The sequence below is a fragment of the Pseudomonas sp. 21 genome (assembly GCF_000955805.1).
GTDB lineage: Bacteria > Pseudomonadota > Gammaproteobacteria > Pseudomonadales > Pseudomonadaceae > Pseudomonas.
Window position 1 is genome coordinate 199,651 of the sequence record NZ_JYOA01000007.1, and the last position, 18,679, is coordinate 218,329.

Annotated in this window: 21 protein-coding genes; 13 read left to right on the top strand and 8 right to left on the bottom strand. The window is 66.2% G+C overall.

The annotated features are described in order from the left end of the window. Positions 1-80 precede the first annotated feature (80 nt). Genes UB43_RS16345 through pilG form a run of 3 tightly spaced genes read right to left on the bottom strand, consistent with a single transcriptional unit; the run spans position 81 to position 1,490 of the window. Positions 81-617 (bottom strand): chemotaxis protein CheW, encoded by a 537-nt coding sequence (locus tag UB43_RS16345; RefSeq protein WP_017520132.1) that lies wholly within the window; start codon positions 615-617, stop codon positions 81-83. A 53-nt stretch (positions 618-670) separates the two neighbouring features. Next, on the bottom strand, positions 671-1,036 hold the full coding sequence (pilH, locus tag UB43_RS16350; RefSeq protein WP_024766237.1) for a twitching motility response regulator PilH: 366 nt from the start codon (positions 1,034-1,036) through the stop codon (positions 671-673). A gap of 46 nt (positions 1,037-1,082) precedes the next feature. Further along, on the bottom strand, positions 1,083-1,490 hold the full coding sequence (gene pilG, locus UB43_RS16355) for a twitching motility response regulator PilG (protein WP_015475142.1): 408 nt from the start codon (positions 1,488-1,490) through the stop codon (positions 1,083-1,085). A 280-nt stretch (positions 1,491-1,770) separates the two neighbouring features. Here pilG and gshB point away from each other — a divergent pair, with 280 nt between their 5' ends. The 8 genes from gshB (at position 1,771) to UB43_RS16395 (ending at position 8,144) form a co-directional block, all read left to right on the top strand. Then, positions 1,771-2,733 carry a glutathione synthase gene (gshB, locus tag UB43_RS16360; protein WP_045212958.1) on the top strand — a complete coding sequence of 321 codons (963 nt, stop codon included), beginning with the start codon at positions 1,771-1,773 and terminating at the stop codon, positions 2,731-2,733. A gap of 56 nt (positions 2,734-2,789) precedes the next feature. After that, positions 2,790-3,683, top strand: coding sequence for an energy transducer TonB (locus UB43_RS16365; protein ID WP_045212961.1), 894 nt, complete (start codon positions 2,790-2,792; stop codon positions 3,681-3,683). A gap of 75 nt (positions 3,684-3,758) precedes the next feature. Then, positions 3,759-4,328, top strand: coding sequence for a YqgE/AlgH family protein (locus tag UB43_RS16370; RefSeq protein ID WP_045212963.1), 570 nt, complete (start codon positions 3,759-3,761; stop codon positions 4,326-4,328). Next, positions 4,325-4,762: a Holliday junction resolvase RuvX gene (gene ruvX / locus UB43_RS16375; RefSeq protein ID WP_156160430.1), complete on the top strand. Its 438-nt coding sequence runs from the start codon at positions 4,325-4,327 to the stop codon at positions 4,760-4,762. The genes UB43_RS16370 and ruvX overlap by 4 nt, the downstream gene beginning before the upstream one ends. A gap of 118 nt (positions 4,763-4,880) precedes the next feature. Further along, complete coding sequence (pyrR, locus tag UB43_RS16380) at positions 4,881-5,393, top strand: bifunctional pyr operon transcriptional regulator/uracil phosphoribosyltransferase PyrR (protein WP_045212968.1); 513 nt, start codon at positions 4,881-4,883, stop codon at positions 5,391-5,393. 45 nt (positions 5,394-5,438) lie between these two features. Continuing rightward, a complete protein-coding gene (locus UB43_RS16385; RefSeq protein ID WP_045212970.1) occupies positions 5,439-6,443 on the top strand; it encodes an aspartate carbamoyltransferase catalytic subunit in 1,005 nt (334 codons plus the stop codon). Further along, positions 6,440-7,711, top strand: a complete 1,272-nt coding sequence (locus UB43_RS16390; RefSeq protein WP_045212971.1) for a dihydroorotase — start codon at positions 6,440-6,442, stop codon at positions 7,709-7,711. Before UB43_RS16385 ends, UB43_RS16390 begins: the two co-directional genes overlap by 4 nt. Before the next feature lie 13 nt (positions 7,712-7,724). Beyond that, positions 7,725-8,144: a hypothetical protein gene (locus UB43_RS16395; protein WP_156160431.1), complete on the top strand. Its 420-nt coding sequence runs from the start codon at positions 7,725-7,727 to the stop codon at positions 8,142-8,144. Between the two features lie 134 nt (positions 8,145-8,278). Here UB43_RS16395 and UB43_RS16400 read toward each other — a convergent pair whose 3' ends face one another. From UB43_RS16400 to pilT, 5 genes are all read right to left on the bottom strand, one after another. After that, the gene (locus UB43_RS16400; RefSeq protein WP_045212975.1) at positions 8,279-9,448 is read right to left on the bottom strand and encodes a PLP-dependent aspartate aminotransferase family protein; all 1,170 of its coding nucleotides are present in this window, start codon (positions 9,446-9,448) and stop codon (positions 8,279-8,281) included. Continuing rightward, a complete protein-coding gene (locus tag UB43_RS16405; protein ID WP_045212977.1) occupies positions 9,445-10,818 on the bottom strand; it encodes a cystathionine beta-synthase in 1,374 nt (457 codons plus the stop codon). The genes UB43_RS16400 and UB43_RS16405 overlap by 4 nt, the downstream gene beginning before the upstream one ends. A 209-nt stretch (positions 10,819-11,027) precedes the next feature. After that, entirely contained in the window at positions 11,028-11,432 is a 405-nt protein-coding gene (locus UB43_RS16410) for a TM2 domain-containing protein (RefSeq protein ID WP_024766756.1), read from the bottom strand. Positions 11,433-11,501: 69 nt separating this feature from the next. Then, positions 11,502-12,647, bottom strand: a complete 1,146-nt coding sequence (gene pilU, locus UB43_RS16415) for a type IV pilus ATPase PilU (protein WP_045212979.1) — start codon at positions 12,645-12,647, stop codon at positions 11,502-11,504. A 103-nt stretch (positions 12,648-12,750) separates the two neighbouring features. Continuing rightward, positions 12,751-13,785: a type IV pilus twitching motility protein PilT gene (pilT, locus tag UB43_RS16420; protein ID WP_017520118.1), complete on the bottom strand. Its 1,035-nt coding sequence runs from the start codon at positions 13,783-13,785 to the stop codon at positions 12,751-12,753. 73 nt (positions 13,786-13,858) lie between these two features. Between pilT and UB43_RS16425 the strand changes: the two genes are divergently transcribed. The 5 genes from UB43_RS16425 to UB43_RS16445 all read left to right on the top strand — a co-directional run bounded on the left by UB43_RS16425 (position 13,859) and on the right by UB43_RS16445 (position 18,641). Next, positions 13,859-14,548 carry a YggS family pyridoxal phosphate-dependent enzyme gene (locus tag UB43_RS16425; protein ID WP_045212982.1) on the top strand — a complete coding sequence of 230 codons (690 nt, stop codon included), beginning with the start codon at positions 13,859-13,861 and terminating at the stop codon, positions 14,546-14,548. A gap of 17 nt (positions 14,549-14,565) precedes the next feature. Then, on the top strand, positions 14,566-15,399 hold the full coding sequence (proC, locus tag UB43_RS16430; RefSeq protein WP_045212984.1) for a pyrroline-5-carboxylate reductase: 834 nt from the start codon (positions 14,566-14,568) through the stop codon (positions 15,397-15,399). A 265-nt stretch (positions 15,400-15,664) separates the two neighbouring features. After that, positions 15,665-16,258: a YggT family protein gene (locus UB43_RS16435; protein ID WP_045212986.1), complete on the top strand. Its 594-nt coding sequence runs from the start codon at positions 15,665-15,667 to the stop codon at positions 16,256-16,258. Positions 16,259-16,264: 6 nt separating this feature from the next. Next, positions 16,265-16,555: a DUF167 domain-containing protein gene (locus tag UB43_RS16440; RefSeq protein WP_045212989.1), complete on the top strand. Its 291-nt coding sequence runs from the start codon at positions 16,265-16,267 to the stop codon at positions 16,553-16,555. Positions 16,556-16,673: 118 nt separating this feature from the next. After that, the gene (locus UB43_RS16445) at positions 16,674-18,641 is read left to right on the top strand and encodes a dynamin-like GTPase family protein (protein WP_045212992.1); all 1,968 of its coding nucleotides are present in this window, start codon (positions 16,674-16,676) and stop codon (positions 18,639-18,641) included. Positions 18,642-18,679 lie beyond the last annotated feature (38 nt).

Here is an 18,679-nt window from a genome sequence, read left to right on the forward strand (position 1 = left end):
CGGCCCCCGCCTGGACCCACCACGATTACGAATTCCATGTCACAACAAGGGCCGGCAAAGCCGGCCCAACCGGTCAAACGCTAGCTGGCGACATCCAGGAACCCCGGGTGCTGAGCCAGCGCATGCGGGCTGAACACGAGCCAGGGTTGCTCCCGGTGGAAGACGCCATGAATAAAGGGTTGCAGGACCGCTTCGAGGGGCGGCAGCTGCTCGGAGAAGGTGTCCACCGGGAAGTGCTGCATGCCGAACACCTCATCGACGATGAGGCCGGCGAAGACTTCCTGGTGTTCCACGACGAGCACGCGCCGCTGCTTGCGCAGAGGCGAAAGCTCCGCGCCGAGGAAGCCGCACAGGTCCATGATCGGCAACAGGCGGCCGCGCACGTTGGCGACCCCCTTCACCCAGTCACGGACTCCGGGCAGCAGTGTGTAGCGCGGTTCGTGAAGAACCTCGCCGACCTCCCCCATGGGCGCCACGAACAGGCGCCCAGCCATGCGAAAGCCGATACCGTTCCAGCTCTGCACCACCTCGCGCTGGGCGGGCAGACCCGCGGCCAGCTGACGACAGCGCTGATCGATCTGGACGAGAACCTCGAAAGGACTCTGGACTTCCGCCATGCCGGCCCTGGCCTTCTCTAATAATTATGTTCGCTACGTGCAGGCAGGCTGAATCAGCCGGCCAGCACCGAATTGATGGTCTTGAGCAGCGTCTCTTCGTCCACCGGCTTGGTCAGGTAGTCGCGAGCGCCCTGGCGCTTGCCCCAGACCTTGTCGGTCTCCTGGTCCTTGGTGGTGACGATGATCACCGGAATCGCGCTGGTTTCCGGGTCCTTGGACAGCTGACGGGTCGCCTGGAAGCCATTCAGGCCGGGCATGACGATGTCCATCAGGACGACGTCCGGCTTTTCCTGGCGAGCCAGGGCCACGCCATCGGCGCCATTTTCGGCCTTGAGCACCTGATGCGAGTGCTTTTCCAGCATCGCGGTCAGCTTGTACATCTCGGTCGGCGAGTCATCAACAATCAGAATTCGAGCCATTGTGGTCCCCATACGGAATAGGCGTCACCGGCGCTTGCGCCGGACTTCAGGAAGCGTGCTCCACCGGGGTGAAGTCGGGCACATGGGTCTTGATCGCGCCGAGCAGTTCTTCCTTGCTGAAGGGCTTGGTGAGGTACTGATCGGAACCGACGATGCGACCCTTGGCCTTGTCGAACAGGCCGTCCTTGGAGGACAGCATGATCACCGGCGTGGATTTGAATGCACTGTTGTTCTTGATCAGGGCGCAGGTCTGATAGCCATCCAGGCGCGGCATCATGATGTCGACGAAGATGATGCTCGGATGGGTATCGGCGATCTTGGCCAGCGCGTCGAAGCCGTCGATGGCTGTAATGACATCGCAGCCGACTTTCTTCAGCAGGGTTTCAGCCGTGCGACGAATCGTCTTGGAATCGTCGATCACCATTACTTTCAAACCGTCGGAATGCTGTTCCATGTTCGCCCTTACCATCTCGGTGAGTCGTTTTTCCGCTTTTTATTTCAGTGCGCAAGCGCCCTGCCACCGTCGGGCTGCGACCCAATCGTGGGAACCTTTTACCACAATCGTCAGAATCTTTACCACGCCCAGCAAATTCAGGCCATAAGACCCCGAACGCGCAGGCTTTTTCCTTGACCGAGCGCACATCCAGCGCCACCCTGAGCGTCCATTTTCAGCCTTTGTGGCGCGACCCCGAGTCGCAGCCGCAAGCCGACGAATTCCCCCAGGAGGACATCCCATGAGCGTACGCCTCGGGATCGTGATGGACCCCATCGCGCAGATCAGTTTCAAGAAGGACAGCTCGCTGGCCATGTTGCTGGCCGCCCAGGCCCGTGGCTGGCAGCTCTTCCATATGGAACAGCAGGATCTTTACCAGAAAGAGAACGTCGCCCGCGGTCGCATGCGCCCGCTCAAGGTGTTCTACGATCCGGCCCACTGGTTCGAACTGGAAGAGGAAGTCGACCAGCCGCTGTCGGACCTGGACGTGATCCTGATGCGCAAGGACCCGCCCTTCGACAACGAGTTCGTCTACTCCACCTACCTGCTGGAACAGGCCGAAACCGCCGGCACCCTCATCGTCAACAAGCCGCAGAGCCTGCGTGACTGCAACGAGAAGTACTTCGCCACGCTGTTCCCGCAGTGCGCGCCGCCGACGGTGGTGAGCCGCCGGTCCGACATTCTCCGCGAATTCGCCGCGGAGCATCGTGACATCATTCTCAAACCCCTGGATGGCATGGGCGGATCGATGATCTTCCGCCACCGCGAAGGCGACCCGAACCTCTCGGTGATCCTCGAGACCCTGACCCGTCACGGCCAGGAGCAGGTCATGGCACAGCGCTACCTGCCGGCCATCAAGGACGGCGACAAGCGCATCCTGATGATCGACGGCGAGCCGGTGGAGTACTGCCTGGCGCGCATCCCCGCCCAGGGCGAGACCCGCGGCAACCTCGCCGCCGGCGGCCGTGGCGTGGCCCAGCCGCTGACCGAGCGCGACCGCTGGATCGCCGCGCAGGTCGGTCCGGAGCTGCGCAAGCGCGGCCTGCTGTTCGTCGGCCTGGACGTGATCGGCGAGAACCTCACCGAGATCAACGTCACCAGCCCGACCTGCATCCGCGAGATCGATGCGGCCTACGACACGCGCATCGGTGAGAGACTGATGGCAGTCATCGACGAAAAGCTCAAGGCGCGCAGTGCGTCATAGACTTTTATAAGCCTCGTCGGCAGACTTCCGCCCCACCCTGGCCCCTGCGAACCGCAATGAACGCTGCAACCCACCAAGACTTCCCCGTGTCCTCCGGCGTACGTCCGGCGGACCGTCTGGGTTTCACCCTGTTCATTGCGGCCATCCTGCACGTGGCCGTGCTGCTGGGCGTGGGCTTCACCATGCCCATGCCCAGCCAGCTGAGCAAGACGCTGGAAATCACCCTGGCCAGCTTCAAGAGCGACAAGGCGCCGGAGAAGGCCGACTACCTCGCCCAGATGAACCAGCAGGGCAGCGGCACCCTGGAACACAAGGCGATCCCCAAGACCACCGAGCAGGCGCCGTTCCAGGACACCGAAGTCAAGAAAGTCTCCCCGCCGGCCACCCCGCGCCAGGCCAAGAGCCCGGAAGCGCCCAAGGCCACCGTCGCCACCCGCACCCCGCGCCCGGACAAGGTGCAGACCAAGCAGCAGACGCCCAAGGCCGAGACCGTCGCCAAGCCGGCGCCGCAGTTCGACTCCAGCCAGCTGTCGGCGGAAATCTCCAGCCTCGAGGCCGACCTTGCCCGCGAGCAACAGGCCTACGCCAAGCGCCCGCGCATCCACCGCCTGAGCGCCGCCTCGACCATGCGCGACAAGGGCGCCTGGTACAAGGAGGAATGGCGCAAGAAGATCGAGCGCATCGGCAACCTCAACTACCCGGACGAAGCCCGCCGCCAGCGCATCTACGGCAGCCTGCGCCTGCTGGTGTCGATCAACCGCGACGGCTCCCTGTATGAAGTGCAGGTGCTGGAATCCTCCGGCCAGCCCACCCTGGACCAGGCCGCCCAGCGCATCGTGCGCCTGGCCGCGCCCTTCGCGCCCTTCTCCGGCGACCTGAACGACATCGACCGCCTGGAAATCATCCGCACCTGGCGCTTCGAGCGTGGCGATCGCCTGTCCAGCAACTGATCCGGCGCGCCCGGCAACCTTTGCCGGCGCTTTCAAGTCTTGTCCCTTTGGCCCCCAGGCCTGAAACTAGCCGGCATGAAAAGCACAGCCGCCAGCTACCTCAAGCACCATTTCCTGATCGCCATGCCGCACATGGCGGACTCGAACTTCGCCCAGACCGTCACCTACCTCGTGGAACACAACGAGCAGGGCGCCATGGGGCTGATCATCAACCGCCCCAGCGGCCTGAGCCTCGCCGATGTGCTCGAACAGTTGCGTCCGGACGAATTGCCTCCGGTGCGCTGCCAGGGCGTGACCATCTATACCGGCGGGCCGGTACAGACTGATCGCGGCTTCGTCCTGCACCCCGCCGGGCGCAGCTACCAGGCCACCCTGGAGCTGGGCGAGCTGTCGCTGTCCACCTCCCAGGACGTGCTGTTCGCCATCGCCGACGGCAGCGGCCCGGCACAACACCTGATCACCCTCGGCTACGCCGGCTGGGAAGCCGGCCAACTGGAAGCCGAGCTGGCCGACAATGCCTGGCTGACCTGCCCCGCCGACCCCACGGTACTCTTCGATGTACCGGCCGAGCAGCGCCTGTCGGCGGCGGCCGAGCGCCTGGGGGTCAACCTCAGCCTGCTCACCGCCCAGGCCGGGCACGCCTGATGAGCAGCAAACCCCTGCGCCTGCTCCTGGGTTTCGACTATGGCACCAAGCAGATCGGCGTCGCCGTTGGCCAGGCCATCACCGGCCAGGCCCGCGAACTCTGCGTGCTCAAGGCCCAGAACGGCGTGCCGGACTGGAACCGCGTGGAAGCGCTGATCAAGGAATGGCAACCCGACGCCATCGTCGTCGGCCTGCCGCTGAACATGGACGGCACCCCCAGCGACATGAGCGAGCGCGCCGAGAAGTTCGCCCGCCGCCTGCACGGCCGCTACAACCTGCCGGTGCACACCCACGACGAACGCCTGACCACCTACGCCGCCAAGGGCGAGCGCCTGGCCCAGGGCCAGACAGGCGGCTACCGCGAGCGCCCGGTGGACGCCCTGGCCGCCGCCCTGCTGCTGGAGGGCTGGCTGGCGGAGAACGCCCCTGCTTGACCTGCGGCAGAGCCCCTTGGGCCAAAGCCGCTAAGCTTGCCGGACCACTCCTTCCCGGAACGGTCCGCCCCGATGGCCGCCCGTGCCGGGTGGCCTCGCCAACCGAACCGGAGACGTCATGACCCTGCCCAGCCCCGCCGAACTCATCCCCCGCATGGCCACCGACCTGCGCAACTACCTCGCGCAGCGCGGCATCGACTCGCCCCGCTTCGTCGGCATCCACACCGGCGGCATCTGGGTCGCCCAGGAACTGCTCAAGGCACTGGGCAGCGACGAGATCCTCGGCATCCTCGACGTCTCCTTCTACCGCGACGATTTCACCCGCAGCGGCCTGCACCCGCAGGTCCGTCCGTCGGAACTGCCCTTCGAGATCGACGGCCAGCACCTGATCCTGGTGGACGACGTGCTGATGAGCGGCCGGACCATCCGCGCCGCGCTCAACGAGCTGTTCGACTACGGCCGCCCGGCCAGCGTGACCCTGGTCAGCCTGGTGGACCTGAACAAGCGCGAACTGCCGATTCGTCCGGATGTCGTCGGCGAAACCCTGTCATTGGCACCCAACGAGCGGGTAAAATTGCGCGGTCCCGCACCACTCGTCCTCGAGCGCACGCTTCTCAGCACCGCGCTGTAACTCCGCGCGCCCGGACATCCACCCCCAACTTTCAGGGCCTGCCACATGCCGACCGACGCCAAGCGCCCGCTGCAGCTCAACGACCTGGGCCAGCTGCGCCACTTCCTCTCGCTCGACGGGTTGTCCCGCGAACTGCTGACTGAAATCCTCGACACCGCCGACTCCTTCCTCGAAGTCGGCGCCCGCGCGGTGAAGAAAGTCCCGCTGCTGCGCGGCAAGACCGTGTGCAACGTGTTCTTCGAGAACTCCACGCGCACCCGTACCACCTTCGAGCTGGCCGCCCAGCGCCTGTCCGCCGACGTCATCTCGCTGAACGTGTCGACCTCCTCGACCAGCAAGGGCGAGACGCTCACCGACACCCTGCGCAACCTCGAGGCCATGGCCGCCGACATGTTCGTCGTGCGCCACAGCGACTCGGGCGCCGCGCACTTCATCGCCGAGCACGTCAGCCCCAACGTCGCCGTGATCAACGGCGGCGACGGCCGCCACGGCCACCCGACCCAGGGCATGCTCGACATGCTCACCATCCGTCGCCACAAGGGCAGCTTCGAGAACCTCTCGGTGGCCATCGTCGGCGACATCCTGCACTCGCGGGTGGCACGCTCCGACATGCTCGCGCTGAAGACCCTCGGCTGCCCGGACATCCGTGTCATCGCCCCGCGCACCCTGCTGCCGGTGGGCCTGGAAGAGCAGTACGGGGTGAAGGTCTACACCAACGCCGACGAAGGCCTGAAGGACGTCGACGTGGTGATCATGCTGCGCCTGCAGCGCGAGCGCATGGCCGGCGGCCTGCTGCCCAGCGAAGGCGAATTCTTCAAGCTCTACGGCCTGACCCAGAAGCGCCTGAAGCTGGCCAAGCCCGACGCCATCGTCATGCACCCCGGCCCGATCAACCGCGGCGTGGAGATCGACTCCGCCGTGGCCGACGGCGAACAGTCGGTGATCCTCAACCAGGTCACCTACGGCATCGCCATCCGCATGGCCGTGCTGTCCATGGCCATGAGCGGCCAGAACGCCCAACGACAGCTGGAACAGGAGGACGCGCAATGACCGTCAGCATCCGTGGCGCCCACCTGATCGACCCCGCCAGCGGCCTGGACAAGGTCTGCGACCTGCACATCGAGGCCGGCCGCATCGTCGCCATCGGCGATGCTCCCGCGGACTTCCACGCCGTCCAGGAAATCGACGCCGCCGGCCTGATCGCCGCGCCCGGCCTGGTGGACCTGAGCGTCGCCCTGCGCGAGCCGGGCTACAGCCGCAAGGGCAGCATCGAAAGCGAAACCCGCGCTGCCGCTGCCGGCGGCGTCACCAGCCTGTGCTTCCCGCCGCAAACCAAGCCGGTGCTGGACACTTCCGCCGTCGCCGAGCTGATCCTCGACCGCGCCCGCGAAGCCGGCAACGCCAAGGTCTTTCCCATCGGTGCGCTGACCAAGGGCCTGGCCGGCGAGCAGCTGTCCGAGCTGGTCGCCCTGAGCGACGCCGGCTGCGTCGCCTTCACCAACGGCCTGGCGCCGATGGCGAGCAACCGTGTGCTGCTGCGCTCGCTGGAGTACGCGGCGACCTTCGACCTCACCGTGATCTTCACCTCCCAGGACCATGAGCTGGCCGAGGGCGGCCTCGCCCACGAAGGCCCGACCGCCAGCTTCCGCGGCCTCGCCGGCATCCCGGAAACCGCCGAGACCGTGGCCCTGGCGCGCAACCTGCTGCTGGTCGAGCAATCCGGTGTGCGTGCGCACTTCAGCCAGCTGACCAGCGCCCGCGGCGTCGAGCTGATCGCCCAGGCCCAGGCCCGCGGCCTGCCGGTGACCGCCGACGTGGCGCTGTACCAGCTGATCCTCACCGACGAGGCACTGGCGGACTTCTCCAGCCTGTACCACGTGCAGCCGCCGCTGCGCTCGCACAAGGACCGCGAGGCCCTGCGCGAAGCGGTGAAGAGCGGCGTGATCCAGGCCATCGCCAGCCACCACCAGCCCCACGAGCAGGACGCGAAGAACGCCCCGTTCGCCGCCACCGATCCGGGCATCAGCAGCGTCGAACTGCTGCTGCCGCTGGCCATGACCCTGGTGCAGGACGGCCTGCTCGACCTGCCGACCCTGCTGGCGCGCCTGTCCAGCGGCCCGGCCGCCGCCCTGCGCCTGCCGGCCGGCAAGCTGGCGATCGGCGCAGCCGCCGACGTGGTGCTGTTCGAAGCCGACGGCCAGACCCTGGCCGGCGAGACCTGGCATTCCCGCGGCCAGAACTGCCCGTTCCTCGGCCACTGCCTGCCGGGCGTGGTGCGTTGCACCCTGGTGGACGGGCATATCGTCCACGCGGTCTGACGCCAGCAGCTCCATGAAAAAGCCCGCCGATTGGCGGGCTTTCCACGAACGGAAGCGTCCTATGGTGACCATCCCTCAGCACGGCCCCCGCAACGAACTGAACGACATGCGAACGTTCGCGGAAGACTTGTTGCAACTCCCCGCCATCGAAACCTGGCGCATCTGCATCGACTGGTGCACTGGAGAGCGGGCCCTGGAAATCGAGAGTCTCTCTCAGGACGGGCTGGAGCTGAGCAATGCTGAATTCTGGTCGTTGTACAAAGGCATCTATCAAACGATAGATGGCGAATTCACCGCTCTCGCGGCCGGGCAGATCATCTGCACCTTCACGGTGGTGGATTCATCCTATTGGGAGATTCAGGGCCCAGAGCCCTTCGAGCTGCACATGCACCAGCGTTATGGGCTTTTTAGCTCCCCAAATCATCAAGGCTAAGACGTAGGGCGTATAACGCTCCGCGTTATACGCCAATCAACGGTGGTCCCAGAGCGCTTCGAGCCTATCCTCGGAGCCAGTGATGGCCTGATGTGATACGGCGTATAACCGCGAACGGTTATACGCCCTACGCCTCAGATCGTAGCCAGCGCCCTGGCCAGATCGCTGCGCAGATCCTCCACGTCCTCCACACCCACCGACAACCGGATCAGCGAATCACCAATCCCCAGCTCCGCACGGTTCTCCGCAGGGATGCTGGCGTGGGTCATGATCGCCGGGTGTTCGATCAGGCTTTCCACGCCGCCCAGGCTTTCCGCCAGGGCGAACAGCTGGACGTTCTCCAGGAAGCGCCGCGAGCCGGCCAGGTCGGTGTCCAGGTCCAGCGAGATCATTCCGCCGAAGCCCTTCATCTGCCGGCGCGCCAGTTCATGCTGCGGGTGCGAGGCCAGTCCGGGGTAATACACACGCTTCACCTGCGGCTGCTGTTCCAGCCACTTCGCCAGGTCGAGGGCATTGGCGCAGTGCCGCTCCATGCGCAGCGCCAGGGTCTTCACGCCGCGCAGGGTGAGGAAGGCATCGAACGGCCCGGCGATGGCGCCGACGGAGTTCTGCAGGAAGCCCACGCGCTCGGCGAGGTCGGGGTTGTCGCCGACGATGGCGATGCCGCCGATGACGTCCGAATGGCCATTGAGGTACTTGGTGGTGGAGTGCACCACGATGTCGAAGCCCAGCTCCAGCGGCCGCTGGATCCACGGGCTGGCGAAGGTATTGTCGGCCACGCAGAGGATGCCGCGCTCGCGGCAGGTGCGGGCGATGGCGGCCAGATCGGTCAGGCGCAGCAGCGGGTTGCTCGGGGTTTCCACCCAGACCATGCGCGTCTCGTCGGTGAGCGCCGCTTTCAGCGCGCCAGGCTGGGACAGGTCGGCGAAGTGGAAATCGTGCCCGGCGCTGCGCCGCCGTACCCGCTCGAACAGGCGGAAGGTGCCGCCATACAGGTCATTGCCGGAGACGATGTGCGAGCCGGCGTCGAGCAGCTCCAGCACCGCCGAGATGGCCGCCAGCCCCGAGGCGAAGGCGAACGCCTTGCTGCCACCTTCCAGGTCCGCCACGCAGCGCTCCAGCGCCCAGCGCGTGGGGTTGTGCGAGCGCCCGTAGTCCAGACCCTTGTGCACGCCGGGGCTGTCCTGGCGGTAGGTGGAGTTGGCGTAGATCGGCGGCATGATCGCCCCGGTGGAAGGGTCCGGCTCCTGCCCGGCGTGGATCACGCGGGTGGCGAAACCGAGGCGGTCGTCGTGCTGGCTCATGCGAGGGTCCTCCGTAGATGGTTGAGCAGGTCGAAACGGGTAATCAGGCCGTGGAAGCCCGAGGCGTCGGCGATGATCGCCACCAGCCCGCGCGCCAGCACGGCTTCGAGTTCCTTGAGGCTGGCGCCGGGCGCGAGGGTTTCCGGGGCGGTGCTCATGGCGCTGGCGACATCGCTGCGGAAATGCGCCGGGTCGTCGTGCACGCCCAACAGGATGTCGGACTCGTCGATGACGCCGACCAGGCGCTGGCCGTCGAGCACGGGGAGCTGTGAGATGTCCGCCAGGCGCATGCGCTGGAAGGCGGTGAGCAGGGTGTCGCCGGGACCGACGGCGACCACCCTGCCCTCCTCGAAGCGCCGCGCGACGATGTCGCGCAGGTCGCCGTAGCGCTTGCGCTGCAGCAGCCCCTGGTCGGTCATCCACTGGTCGTTGTAGATCTTCGAGAGGTAGCGCGTGCCGGTATCGCAGACCAGGCTGACCACGCGCTTGGGTTCCTTCTGCTCGCGGCAGAAACGCAGGGCAGCGGCCAGCAGTGTGCCGGTGGACGAACCGGCGGCAATGCCTTCGTTGCGCAGCAGCTCGCGGGCGGTGCTGAAGCTTTCCTCGTCGCTGATGGAATAGGCATGGCGCACGCTGGAGAGGTCGGCAATCGACGGCACGAAATCCTCGCCGATGCCTTCCACCGCCCAGGAGCCGGGCGTGCCGATGGCGCCGGAGCGCGAGTACTCGGCCATGATCGAGCCCACCGGGTCGGCCAGGACCATTTCCAGGTCCGGCTGGACCTTCTGGAAGAACCGGGTCAGGCCGGTCAGGGTGCCGGCGGAACCGACGCCGACCACCACGGCGTCGAGGTCATGGCCGGCCTGCGCCCAGATTTCCGGGGCGGTGCCGGTCTCGTGGGCCAGCGGGTTGGCGGGGTTGTTGAACTGGTCGGCGAAGAAGGCGTTCGGCAGGTCTTTCGCCAGGCGCGCGGCAACGTCCTGGTAGTACTCGGGGTGGCCCTTGCCGACGTCGGAGCGGGTGATGTGCACCTCGGCGCCCATGGCGCGCAGGTGCAGGACCTTCTCGGTGGACATCTTGTCCGGCACCACCAGCACCACCCGGTAGCCCTTGGCGCGGCCCACCAGCGCCAGGCCCAGGCCGGTGTTGCCGGCGGTGGCTTCGACTATCACGCCGCCGGGCTTGAGCCGGCCGTCGCGCTCGGCGGCCTCGATCATGGCGACGCCGATGCGGTCCTTGATGGAGCCGCCGGGGTTCTGCGATTCGAGCTTGAGGAACAGGGTGCAGGGTCCGGTATCGAAGCGCGTGACGCGGACCATGGGGGTATTGCCGATCAGGTCGAGTACGGCGGGGCGGGATTCGTTGCTCATGGCAGCCACTCCTTCTGGGCGCCATGGGGATCGCCCGGCGGCGCCTGCTACTGTCCTCCTGACCTTAGGCGGGAGGCACAGCTCGCGCCAGGCGGCGCGACGAAAGAAAGCGGCGTAGGAAGTGTGCGGAACATGCGGCTCTCAACTGTAGGAGCGGGCCATGCCCNNNNTCGCGCCCATGGGGCGCTCCTACAGGGAGCGTGGTGCTGTCAGATCCGCTGCGGCCCGTTGCGCTCGGAAATCTGGCTGTTCAGCGTCCAGAAGTCGTACAGCACGCCGACCAGGAACAGCCCGCCGGTGAACAGGTAGATGATCCCGGTGATCCATTTGCCCATGTACATGCGGTGCACGCCGAACACGCCGAGGAAGGTCAGCAGGATCCAGGCGACGTTGTAGTCGATGCCGCCGGCGCGGTAGCGCTGGTCTGCCGCATCATCCATGGAGGGGATGAGGAACAGGTCGATGATCCAGCCGATGAAGAACAGGCCGAGGGTGAAGAACCAGATGGTGCCGGTGATCGGCCGGCCATAGTAGAAGCGGTGCGAGCCGGTGAAGCCGAAAATCCACAGCAGATAGCCGATGACCTTGCTGTGAGTATCAGGGTTGGCGGACATGCCTTTCTCCCGTTGCGTTGCGTGGCTGCCAGAATAAACGAAAAGCCCGCACTAGGCGGGCTCTCCAGGTCAGCGGAAGCGGCGATTGGGATCGTCGTCGCTCATCTCCAGGGTCAGGCCCTGGGTCATGCTGGTCAGGTGGTCGGCGTCGGTTTCCGAGCCCAGCTTGATCATCAGGCGCAGGTCGTTCGCCGAGTCGGCATAGGCCAGGGCATCTTCGTAGGTAATCTCGCCCTGCACGTAGAGCTGGTACAGCGCCTGGTCGAAGGTCTGCATGCCCTGCTCGGTGGAGCGCTTCATCAGCGGCTTGAGCTCGTGGACCTCGCCCTTGCGGATCAGGTCGGCGGCCAGCGGGGTGTTCAGCAGCACCTCGATCACCGCGCGGCGGCCCTTGCCGTCCGGGGTCGGCACCAGTTGCTGGGCGACGATGGCCTTGAGGTTGAGCGACAGGTCCATCCACACCTGGCCGTGACGGTCGGCGGGGAAGAAGTGGATGATCCGCTCCAGCGCCTGGTTGGCGTTGTTGGCGTGCAGGGTCGCCAGGCACAGGTGGCCGGTTTCGGCGAAGGCCACGGCGTGGTCCATGGTCTCGCGCGAGCGCACCTCGCCGATCATGATCACGTCCGGCGCCTGGCGCAGGGTGTTCTTCAGGGCCACCTCGAAGGTATCGGTATCCAGGCCCACCTCACGCTGGGTGACGATGCAGCCCTGGTGCTGGTGGATGTACTCGATGGGGTCTTCGATGGAGATGATGTGGCCGGTGGAGTTCTTGTTGCGGTAGCCGATCATCGCTGCCAGCGAGGTGGACTTACCGGTACCGGTGGCACCGACGAAGATCACCAGGCCGCGCTTGGTCATCGCCAGCTTCTTGAGGATTTCCGGCAGCTTCAGGTCATCGATGGTCGGAATGTTGGTCTCGATGCGGCGCAGCACCATGCCCACCAGGTTGCGCTGGTAGAACGCGCTGACACGGAAACGACCGACGCCGCGGGCGCTGATGGCGAAGTTGCACTCGTGGTTCTCGGCGAAGTCGCGGCGCTGCTGCTCGTTCATCACCGACAGCACGGTCTCGCGGGTCTGCTCCGGCGACAGCGCGGTCTTGGTGACCGGCAGCACCTTGCCGTTGACCTTCATCGAAGGCGGCACGCCCGCCGTGATGAACAGGTCGGAGGCTCCCTTTTCCACCATCAGGCGCAACAGCTTCTCGAATTCCATGATCTTTCTCGCCGAGTTCACGCTGACTACGACAGGGCTGTCGGATCACGAAGCGGGTGCGTGTGGCGCGCTCCGTGCGCCGGGCCGCAAGGGCCCGGTGGGGTTAGAAGTTTTCCGGGATCTTGGCTTTTTCTTTCGCCGCGTCGCGGGTCACCAGGCCCTTGGCGACCAGGCCCTTGAGGCACATGTCGAGGGTCTGCATGCCGATCGCGCCACCGGTCTGGATGGCGGAGTACATCTGCGCGACCTTGTCCTCGCGGATCAGGTTACGGATCGCCGGGGTGCCGATCATGATCTCGTGGGCCGCGACACGACCGCCGCCGATCTTCTTCAGCAGGGTCTGGGAAATCACCGCCTGCAGGGATTCGGAGAGCATGGAGCGGACCATGGATTTCTCCTCGGCGGGGAATACGTCGACGATACGGTCGATGGTCTTGGCCGCGGAGGTGGTGTGCAGGGTGCCGAATACCAGGTGGCCGGTTTCCGCGGCAGTCAGCGCCAGGCGGATGGTCTCCAGGTCACGCATCTCGCCCACCAGGATGATGTCCGGGTCCTCACGCAGGGCCGAGCGCAATGCCTCGTTGAAGCCCAGGGTGTCGCGGTGCACTTCGCGCTGGTTGACCAGGCACTTCTTCGATTCGTGGACGAATTCGATCGGGTCTTCGACGGTGAGGATGTGGCTGTACTTGGTGTTGTTCAGGTAGTCGAGCATCGCTGCCAGCGAGGTGGACTTGCCCGAACCGGTCGGGCCGGTCACCAGGACCAGGCCGCGCGGCACGTCGGAGACGCGCTTGAACACTTCGCCCATCCCCAGGTCTTCCATGGTCAGCACCTTGGAGGGAATGGTCCGGAACACGGCGCCGGCGCCACGGTTCTGGTTAAAGGCGTTGACCCGGAAGCGGGCGACGCCCGGCACTTCGAAGGAGAAGTCGGTTTCCAGGAACTCTTCGTAATCCTTGCGCTGCTTGTCGTTCATGATGTCGTAGATCAGCGCGTGAACCTGCTTGTGCTCGAGCGGCGGCAGGTTGATGCGGCGGACATCGCCGTCGACGCGGATCATCGGCGGCAGGCCGGCCGAGAGGTGCAGGTCCGAAGCGCCCTGCTTGGCGCTGAAGGCGAGCAGCTCGGTAATATCCATGGGACTCCCCAATCAAGAGCAAGCAGGTAGAATGCCGCAGAACACGCAGCAGCCGGGCGGAAAAGCGACGGTAATGTCCACGATAGCAGAGAATATTGCAAAGGTTCGCGTACGAATCCGTGAGGCGGAACAAGCGAAAAATCGCACGCCTGACTCGGTGCAGTTGCTTGCCGTGAGCAAGACCAAACCCGCCGCCGCGATCCGCGAAGCGTTTGCCTGCGGCCTCGCCGATTTTGGCGAGAACTACCTGCAGGAAGCCCTGCTCAAGCAAGCCGAACTGGCCGACCTGCCACTGACCTGGCATTTCATCGGCCCCATCCAGTCGAACAAGACCCGGCCCATCGCCGAGCACTTCGACTGGGTGCACTCGGTGGACCGGCTGAAGGTCGCCCAGCGCCTCTCCGAGCAGCGCCCGGCGAACCTGCCGCCGCTGAACGTGCTGCTGCAGGTGAATGTCAGCGGCGAGGACAGCAAATCCGGCTGTTCCCCTGCCGAATTGCCCGCCCTCGCCCAGGCCGTTGCGCAACTGCCCCAGCTGAAACTGCGCGGCCTGATGGCAATCCCCGAACCCACCGACGACGTCGCCGCGCAGCACGCCGCGTTCGCCCGCCTGCGCGAGCTGATGCAAGCCCTGAATCTCGGCCTGGACACCCTGTCCATGGGCATGAGCCACGACCTCGAAGCCGCCATCGGCGAAGGCGCCACCTGGGTGCGGATCGGTACCGCCCTGTTCGGCGCCCGCGACTACGGCGCCTCCCACTGAATAAAGGAAGAGACTCCATGAGCAGCACCCGCATTGCCTTCATCGGCGCCGGCAACATGGCCGCCAGTCTCATCGGTGGCCTGCGCGCCAAGGGCGTCGCCGCGAGCGACATCCGCGCCAGCGATCCGGGCGCCGAGCAGCGCGCGAAGATCGCCGCCGAGCACGGCATCGAAGTGGTCGGCGACAACGCCAGCGCCGTGGCCGGAGCCGACGTGGTGGTCCTGGCGGTCAAGCCGCAGGTCATGAAGGACGTCTGCCTGGCGCTGGCGCCGGCGCTGACCGAGAACGCGCTGATCGTCTCCATCGCCGCCGGCATTCCCTGCGCCAGCATCGAGCGCTGGCTCGGCGAGGTGAACGGCCAGCCGCGCGCCATCGTCCGCTGCATGCCCAACACGCCGGCGCTGGTCGGCCTGGGTGCCAGCGGCCTGTACCCCAACGCCAGTGTCAGCGCCGCCCAGCGCGAACAGGCGCAGCAACTCTTGAGCGCCGTGGGCATCGCCCTGTGGCTGGACGAGGAGCGGCAGATCGACGCGGTCACCGCCGTCTCCGGCAGCGGCCCGGCCTACTTCTTCCTGCTGATGGAGGCCATGACCGCCGCCGGCGAGAAACTCGGCCTGTCCCGCGAAGTCGCCGGCCAGCTGGCCCGCCAGACCGCCCTGGGCGCCGCGCAGATGGCCACCACCAGCGATGTCGATCCGGCCGAACTGCGCCGCCGCGTGACCTCGCCCAAGGGCACCACCGAAGCGGCCATCACCACTTTCCAGGCCAACGGCTTCGAGGCGCTGGTGGAGAAGGCGGTGGGCGCTGCCGACCACCGCTCCGCCGAGCTGGCCGAACAACTGGGCCGCTGATTGCGATGACGCACGCCGCCCGGCGACCAGGGAAGGTCGCACTGCCCCTCGCCTTCGCCCTGCCGCGCCATCCAGTCGCGGCCCCGGCCCGCCGGTCCCGCGCCGATGGCCTGCCGGGGTTGAATTTGCACGCGACGAAACATACTTACACGCGACCGGCGACGATGAATTCCCTACAGTATGGCGTGACAGCGCCGTCGTTGACCGACCGCCCGATTCGCCCGGCCCTGCGCGCCGGCGCCCAACGTTCACCAAGGACCGCCCAATGACCGGACTTTCCACAGCCGCCATCTATGTGATCCAGACACTTGGCAGCCTGTACCTGCTGATCGTGCTGCTGCGCTTCATCCTGCAACTGGTCCGCGCTGACTTCTACAACCCGCTCAGCCAGTTCATCGTGCGCGCCACCAAGCCGCTGCTGAACCCGCTGCGCCGCGTCATCCCCGGCTTCGGCGGCATCGACTTCGCCTCGCTGGTGCTGGCCATCCTGATCCAGCTGGTGCTGATGGTCGTCACCCTGACCCTGATGGGCTACGGCGTCGGCGGCTACATCCTGCAATTGCTGGTGTGGTCGATCATCGCGGTGACCTCGCTGTTCCTGAAGATCTTCTTCTTCGCCCTGATCATCAGCGTGATCCTCTCCTGGGTCGCCCCGGGCAGCTACAACCCCGGCGCCCAGCTGGTGAACCAGATCTGCGAGCCCTTCCTGGCGCCCTTCCGCAAGCTCCTGCCGAACCTCGGCGGCCTGGATATCTCGCCGATCTTCGCGTTCATCGCGCTGAAGCTGATCGACATGCTGGTGATCGGCAACCTGGCCGCCATGACCGGGATGCCGCAGATCCTTTCGCCCTTCATGTAACCCGGCATGCCGTTCTATCACTGGGACGGCGAGGACCTGATCCTCGACTGCCACCTGCAGCCCAAGGCCAGCCGCGACGAGTTCGCCGGGCTGCACGGTGAGCGCCTGAAGATCCGCCTCACCGCGCCACCGGTCGAAGGCAAGGCCAACGCCCACCTGCTGGCGTTCCTCGGCAAGGCCTTCGGCGTACCGAAAAGCGCGGTGAAGCTGGAAAGCGGCGAGCTGAATCGCCAGAAGCGCGTGCGCATCCCCCATCCGACGAAAATTCCGACAGAACTCGGGATAGCCGCTCGGTAACCTTGGCCGACCTTACGCGTAGGAATGTGCAGTAGGCCAATTGCTATTCCTACACTCCGTCGCATAATCCACGCCATCCATTCCCCGCGCAGGACGCGCCAGCCCAAGGAACGCCCGGATGAGCATGGAACGTCTCAGTCAGCAGATCGATGCCTACGTCACCTGGAAGCGTGAGCTGGTCCGCGAGATCACCCGCTATCGCAGCTGGCTGGAGCGCGCCCGGCTGAATACCCCGGAAATCGAGAACCGCCTCGAACGCACTCTGCGTCTGCTGCGCGTCGACCACATCACCCTGGCCTTCGTCGGCGAGTACTCGCGGGGCAAGACCGAGCTGATCAACAGCCTGTTCTTCGCGGGTTTCGGCCGTCGCATGCTGCCGTCCCAGGCCGGGCGCACCACCATGTGCCCCACCGAACTGTTCTTCGACCCGCGCTCGGAGCGACCGTACATCCGCCTGCTGCCCATCGAGACCCGCGTCGCCGATGCCAGCGTGGCGCAGTTCAAGCGCATCCCGCGGCACTGGGTGAACATCCCGCTGGATACTTCTGACCCGGCCAACATGGCCGAGGCCTTCGCCCAGGTCGCCAAGACCAAGCCGCTGCCGGTGGAGCAGGCGATCCAGCTGGGCTTCCACCCGGACATGCTCGAAGCCACCGACAAGCCCGGCATCGTGCTGGTGCCGGCGTGGCGCCACGCGCTGGTCAACTTCGACCACCCGCTGCTGCGCCAGGGCCTGCGCATCCTCGACACCCCCGGCCTCAACGCACTGGGCAGCGAGCCGGAACTGACCCTGTCGATGCTGCCCAGCGCGCAGTCGATCCTCTTCCTGCTGGCCGCCGATACCGGCGTCACCGCCTCCGACATGGCGATCTGGCAGGACCACGTGCGCCAGCTCGGCGAGGACGGCCACACCACCCTTTATGCAGTGCTGAACAAGATCGACGTGCTCTGGGACGACCTGGCCGGTGAAGCCTTCGTGCAGAACGCCATCCGCCACATCCAGGACACCACCGCGCGCCAGTTGGGCATCGCCCGCGAAGATGTGATGCCGCTGTCGGCCAAACAGGCGCTGCTGGCCAAGGTGCGCGGCGACCGCGAACTGCTCGCGCGCAGCCAGATGGAATCCCTGGAGGACCTGCTCTGCGAACGCATCGTCGCGCAGAAGGAGCGCCTGCTGGAGAGTGCCGTGGTCGGCCAGGTGCTGGCACTGGTCAACAACAGCCAGCACAGCCTGCGCGTACGCCTGGACAAGGTTAAGGAGCAGCGGGCGCTGCTCAACGACCAGCAGCAGGACAGCGGCCAGCTGCTGTTCGAGCTGACCGCGCGGACCAAGGACGACCACAACCTGCACCACAAGCGCCTGCTCAGCCTGAAGACCAACCAGCGCCTGTTGCGCCACCAGGGCGAGCAATTGCGCGAGGCGGTGCGCGCCGAGCGCCTGGAGCAGCACCTGAAGAAGGTCCACGACAAGCTGCGCGGCAGCTGGACCACGGTCGGCATCCACCAGGCCATCCTGCAGTTCTTCCGTACCGTGGAAGGCGACCTGGTGGCCCTCGACCATGAAGCGGAAACCGCCAACCGCATGGTTGCGGCCATCTACCAGCGGCACAACGAGGAAAACCCGCTCAACGCCCTGGACGCCCCGCAGTTCCGCGTCCAGCGCTACCTGCGTGACCTCGCCAAGCTGCAGGAGAAAGCCGACCGCTTCCGCCTGCACCTGAAGACCCTGCTCACCGAGCAGCGCCTGCTGACCCGGCGCTTCTTCGCCACCGTCGCCCAGGAAGTCATCGGCCTGCACCAGCGCCTGCGCGAGGAGGCCGAGCAATGGGCCGCCGACGCCCTGATGCCGCTGATGCAGTACAGCCTGGAGCACAAGCAGATGCTGGAAACACACATGCTGCGCCTCAAGGCCCTGGCCCAGGAAACCCAGCAGGCGCGGCAGCGCTCGCTGCTGCTGGGACGCTATACCGAGGAGCTGGAACAGCAGCTCGCCGAGACCACCGACATCCTCCGCCAGCTGCGCCGCCCGGCACCGCTGCAGCGCCAGGCCAAGGTCGTCACCCTGCCCACTTCGCAGCGCGCCTGAACCCCGCGCCACGCCCGCGCCGCCCCTTCCGAGTGCGC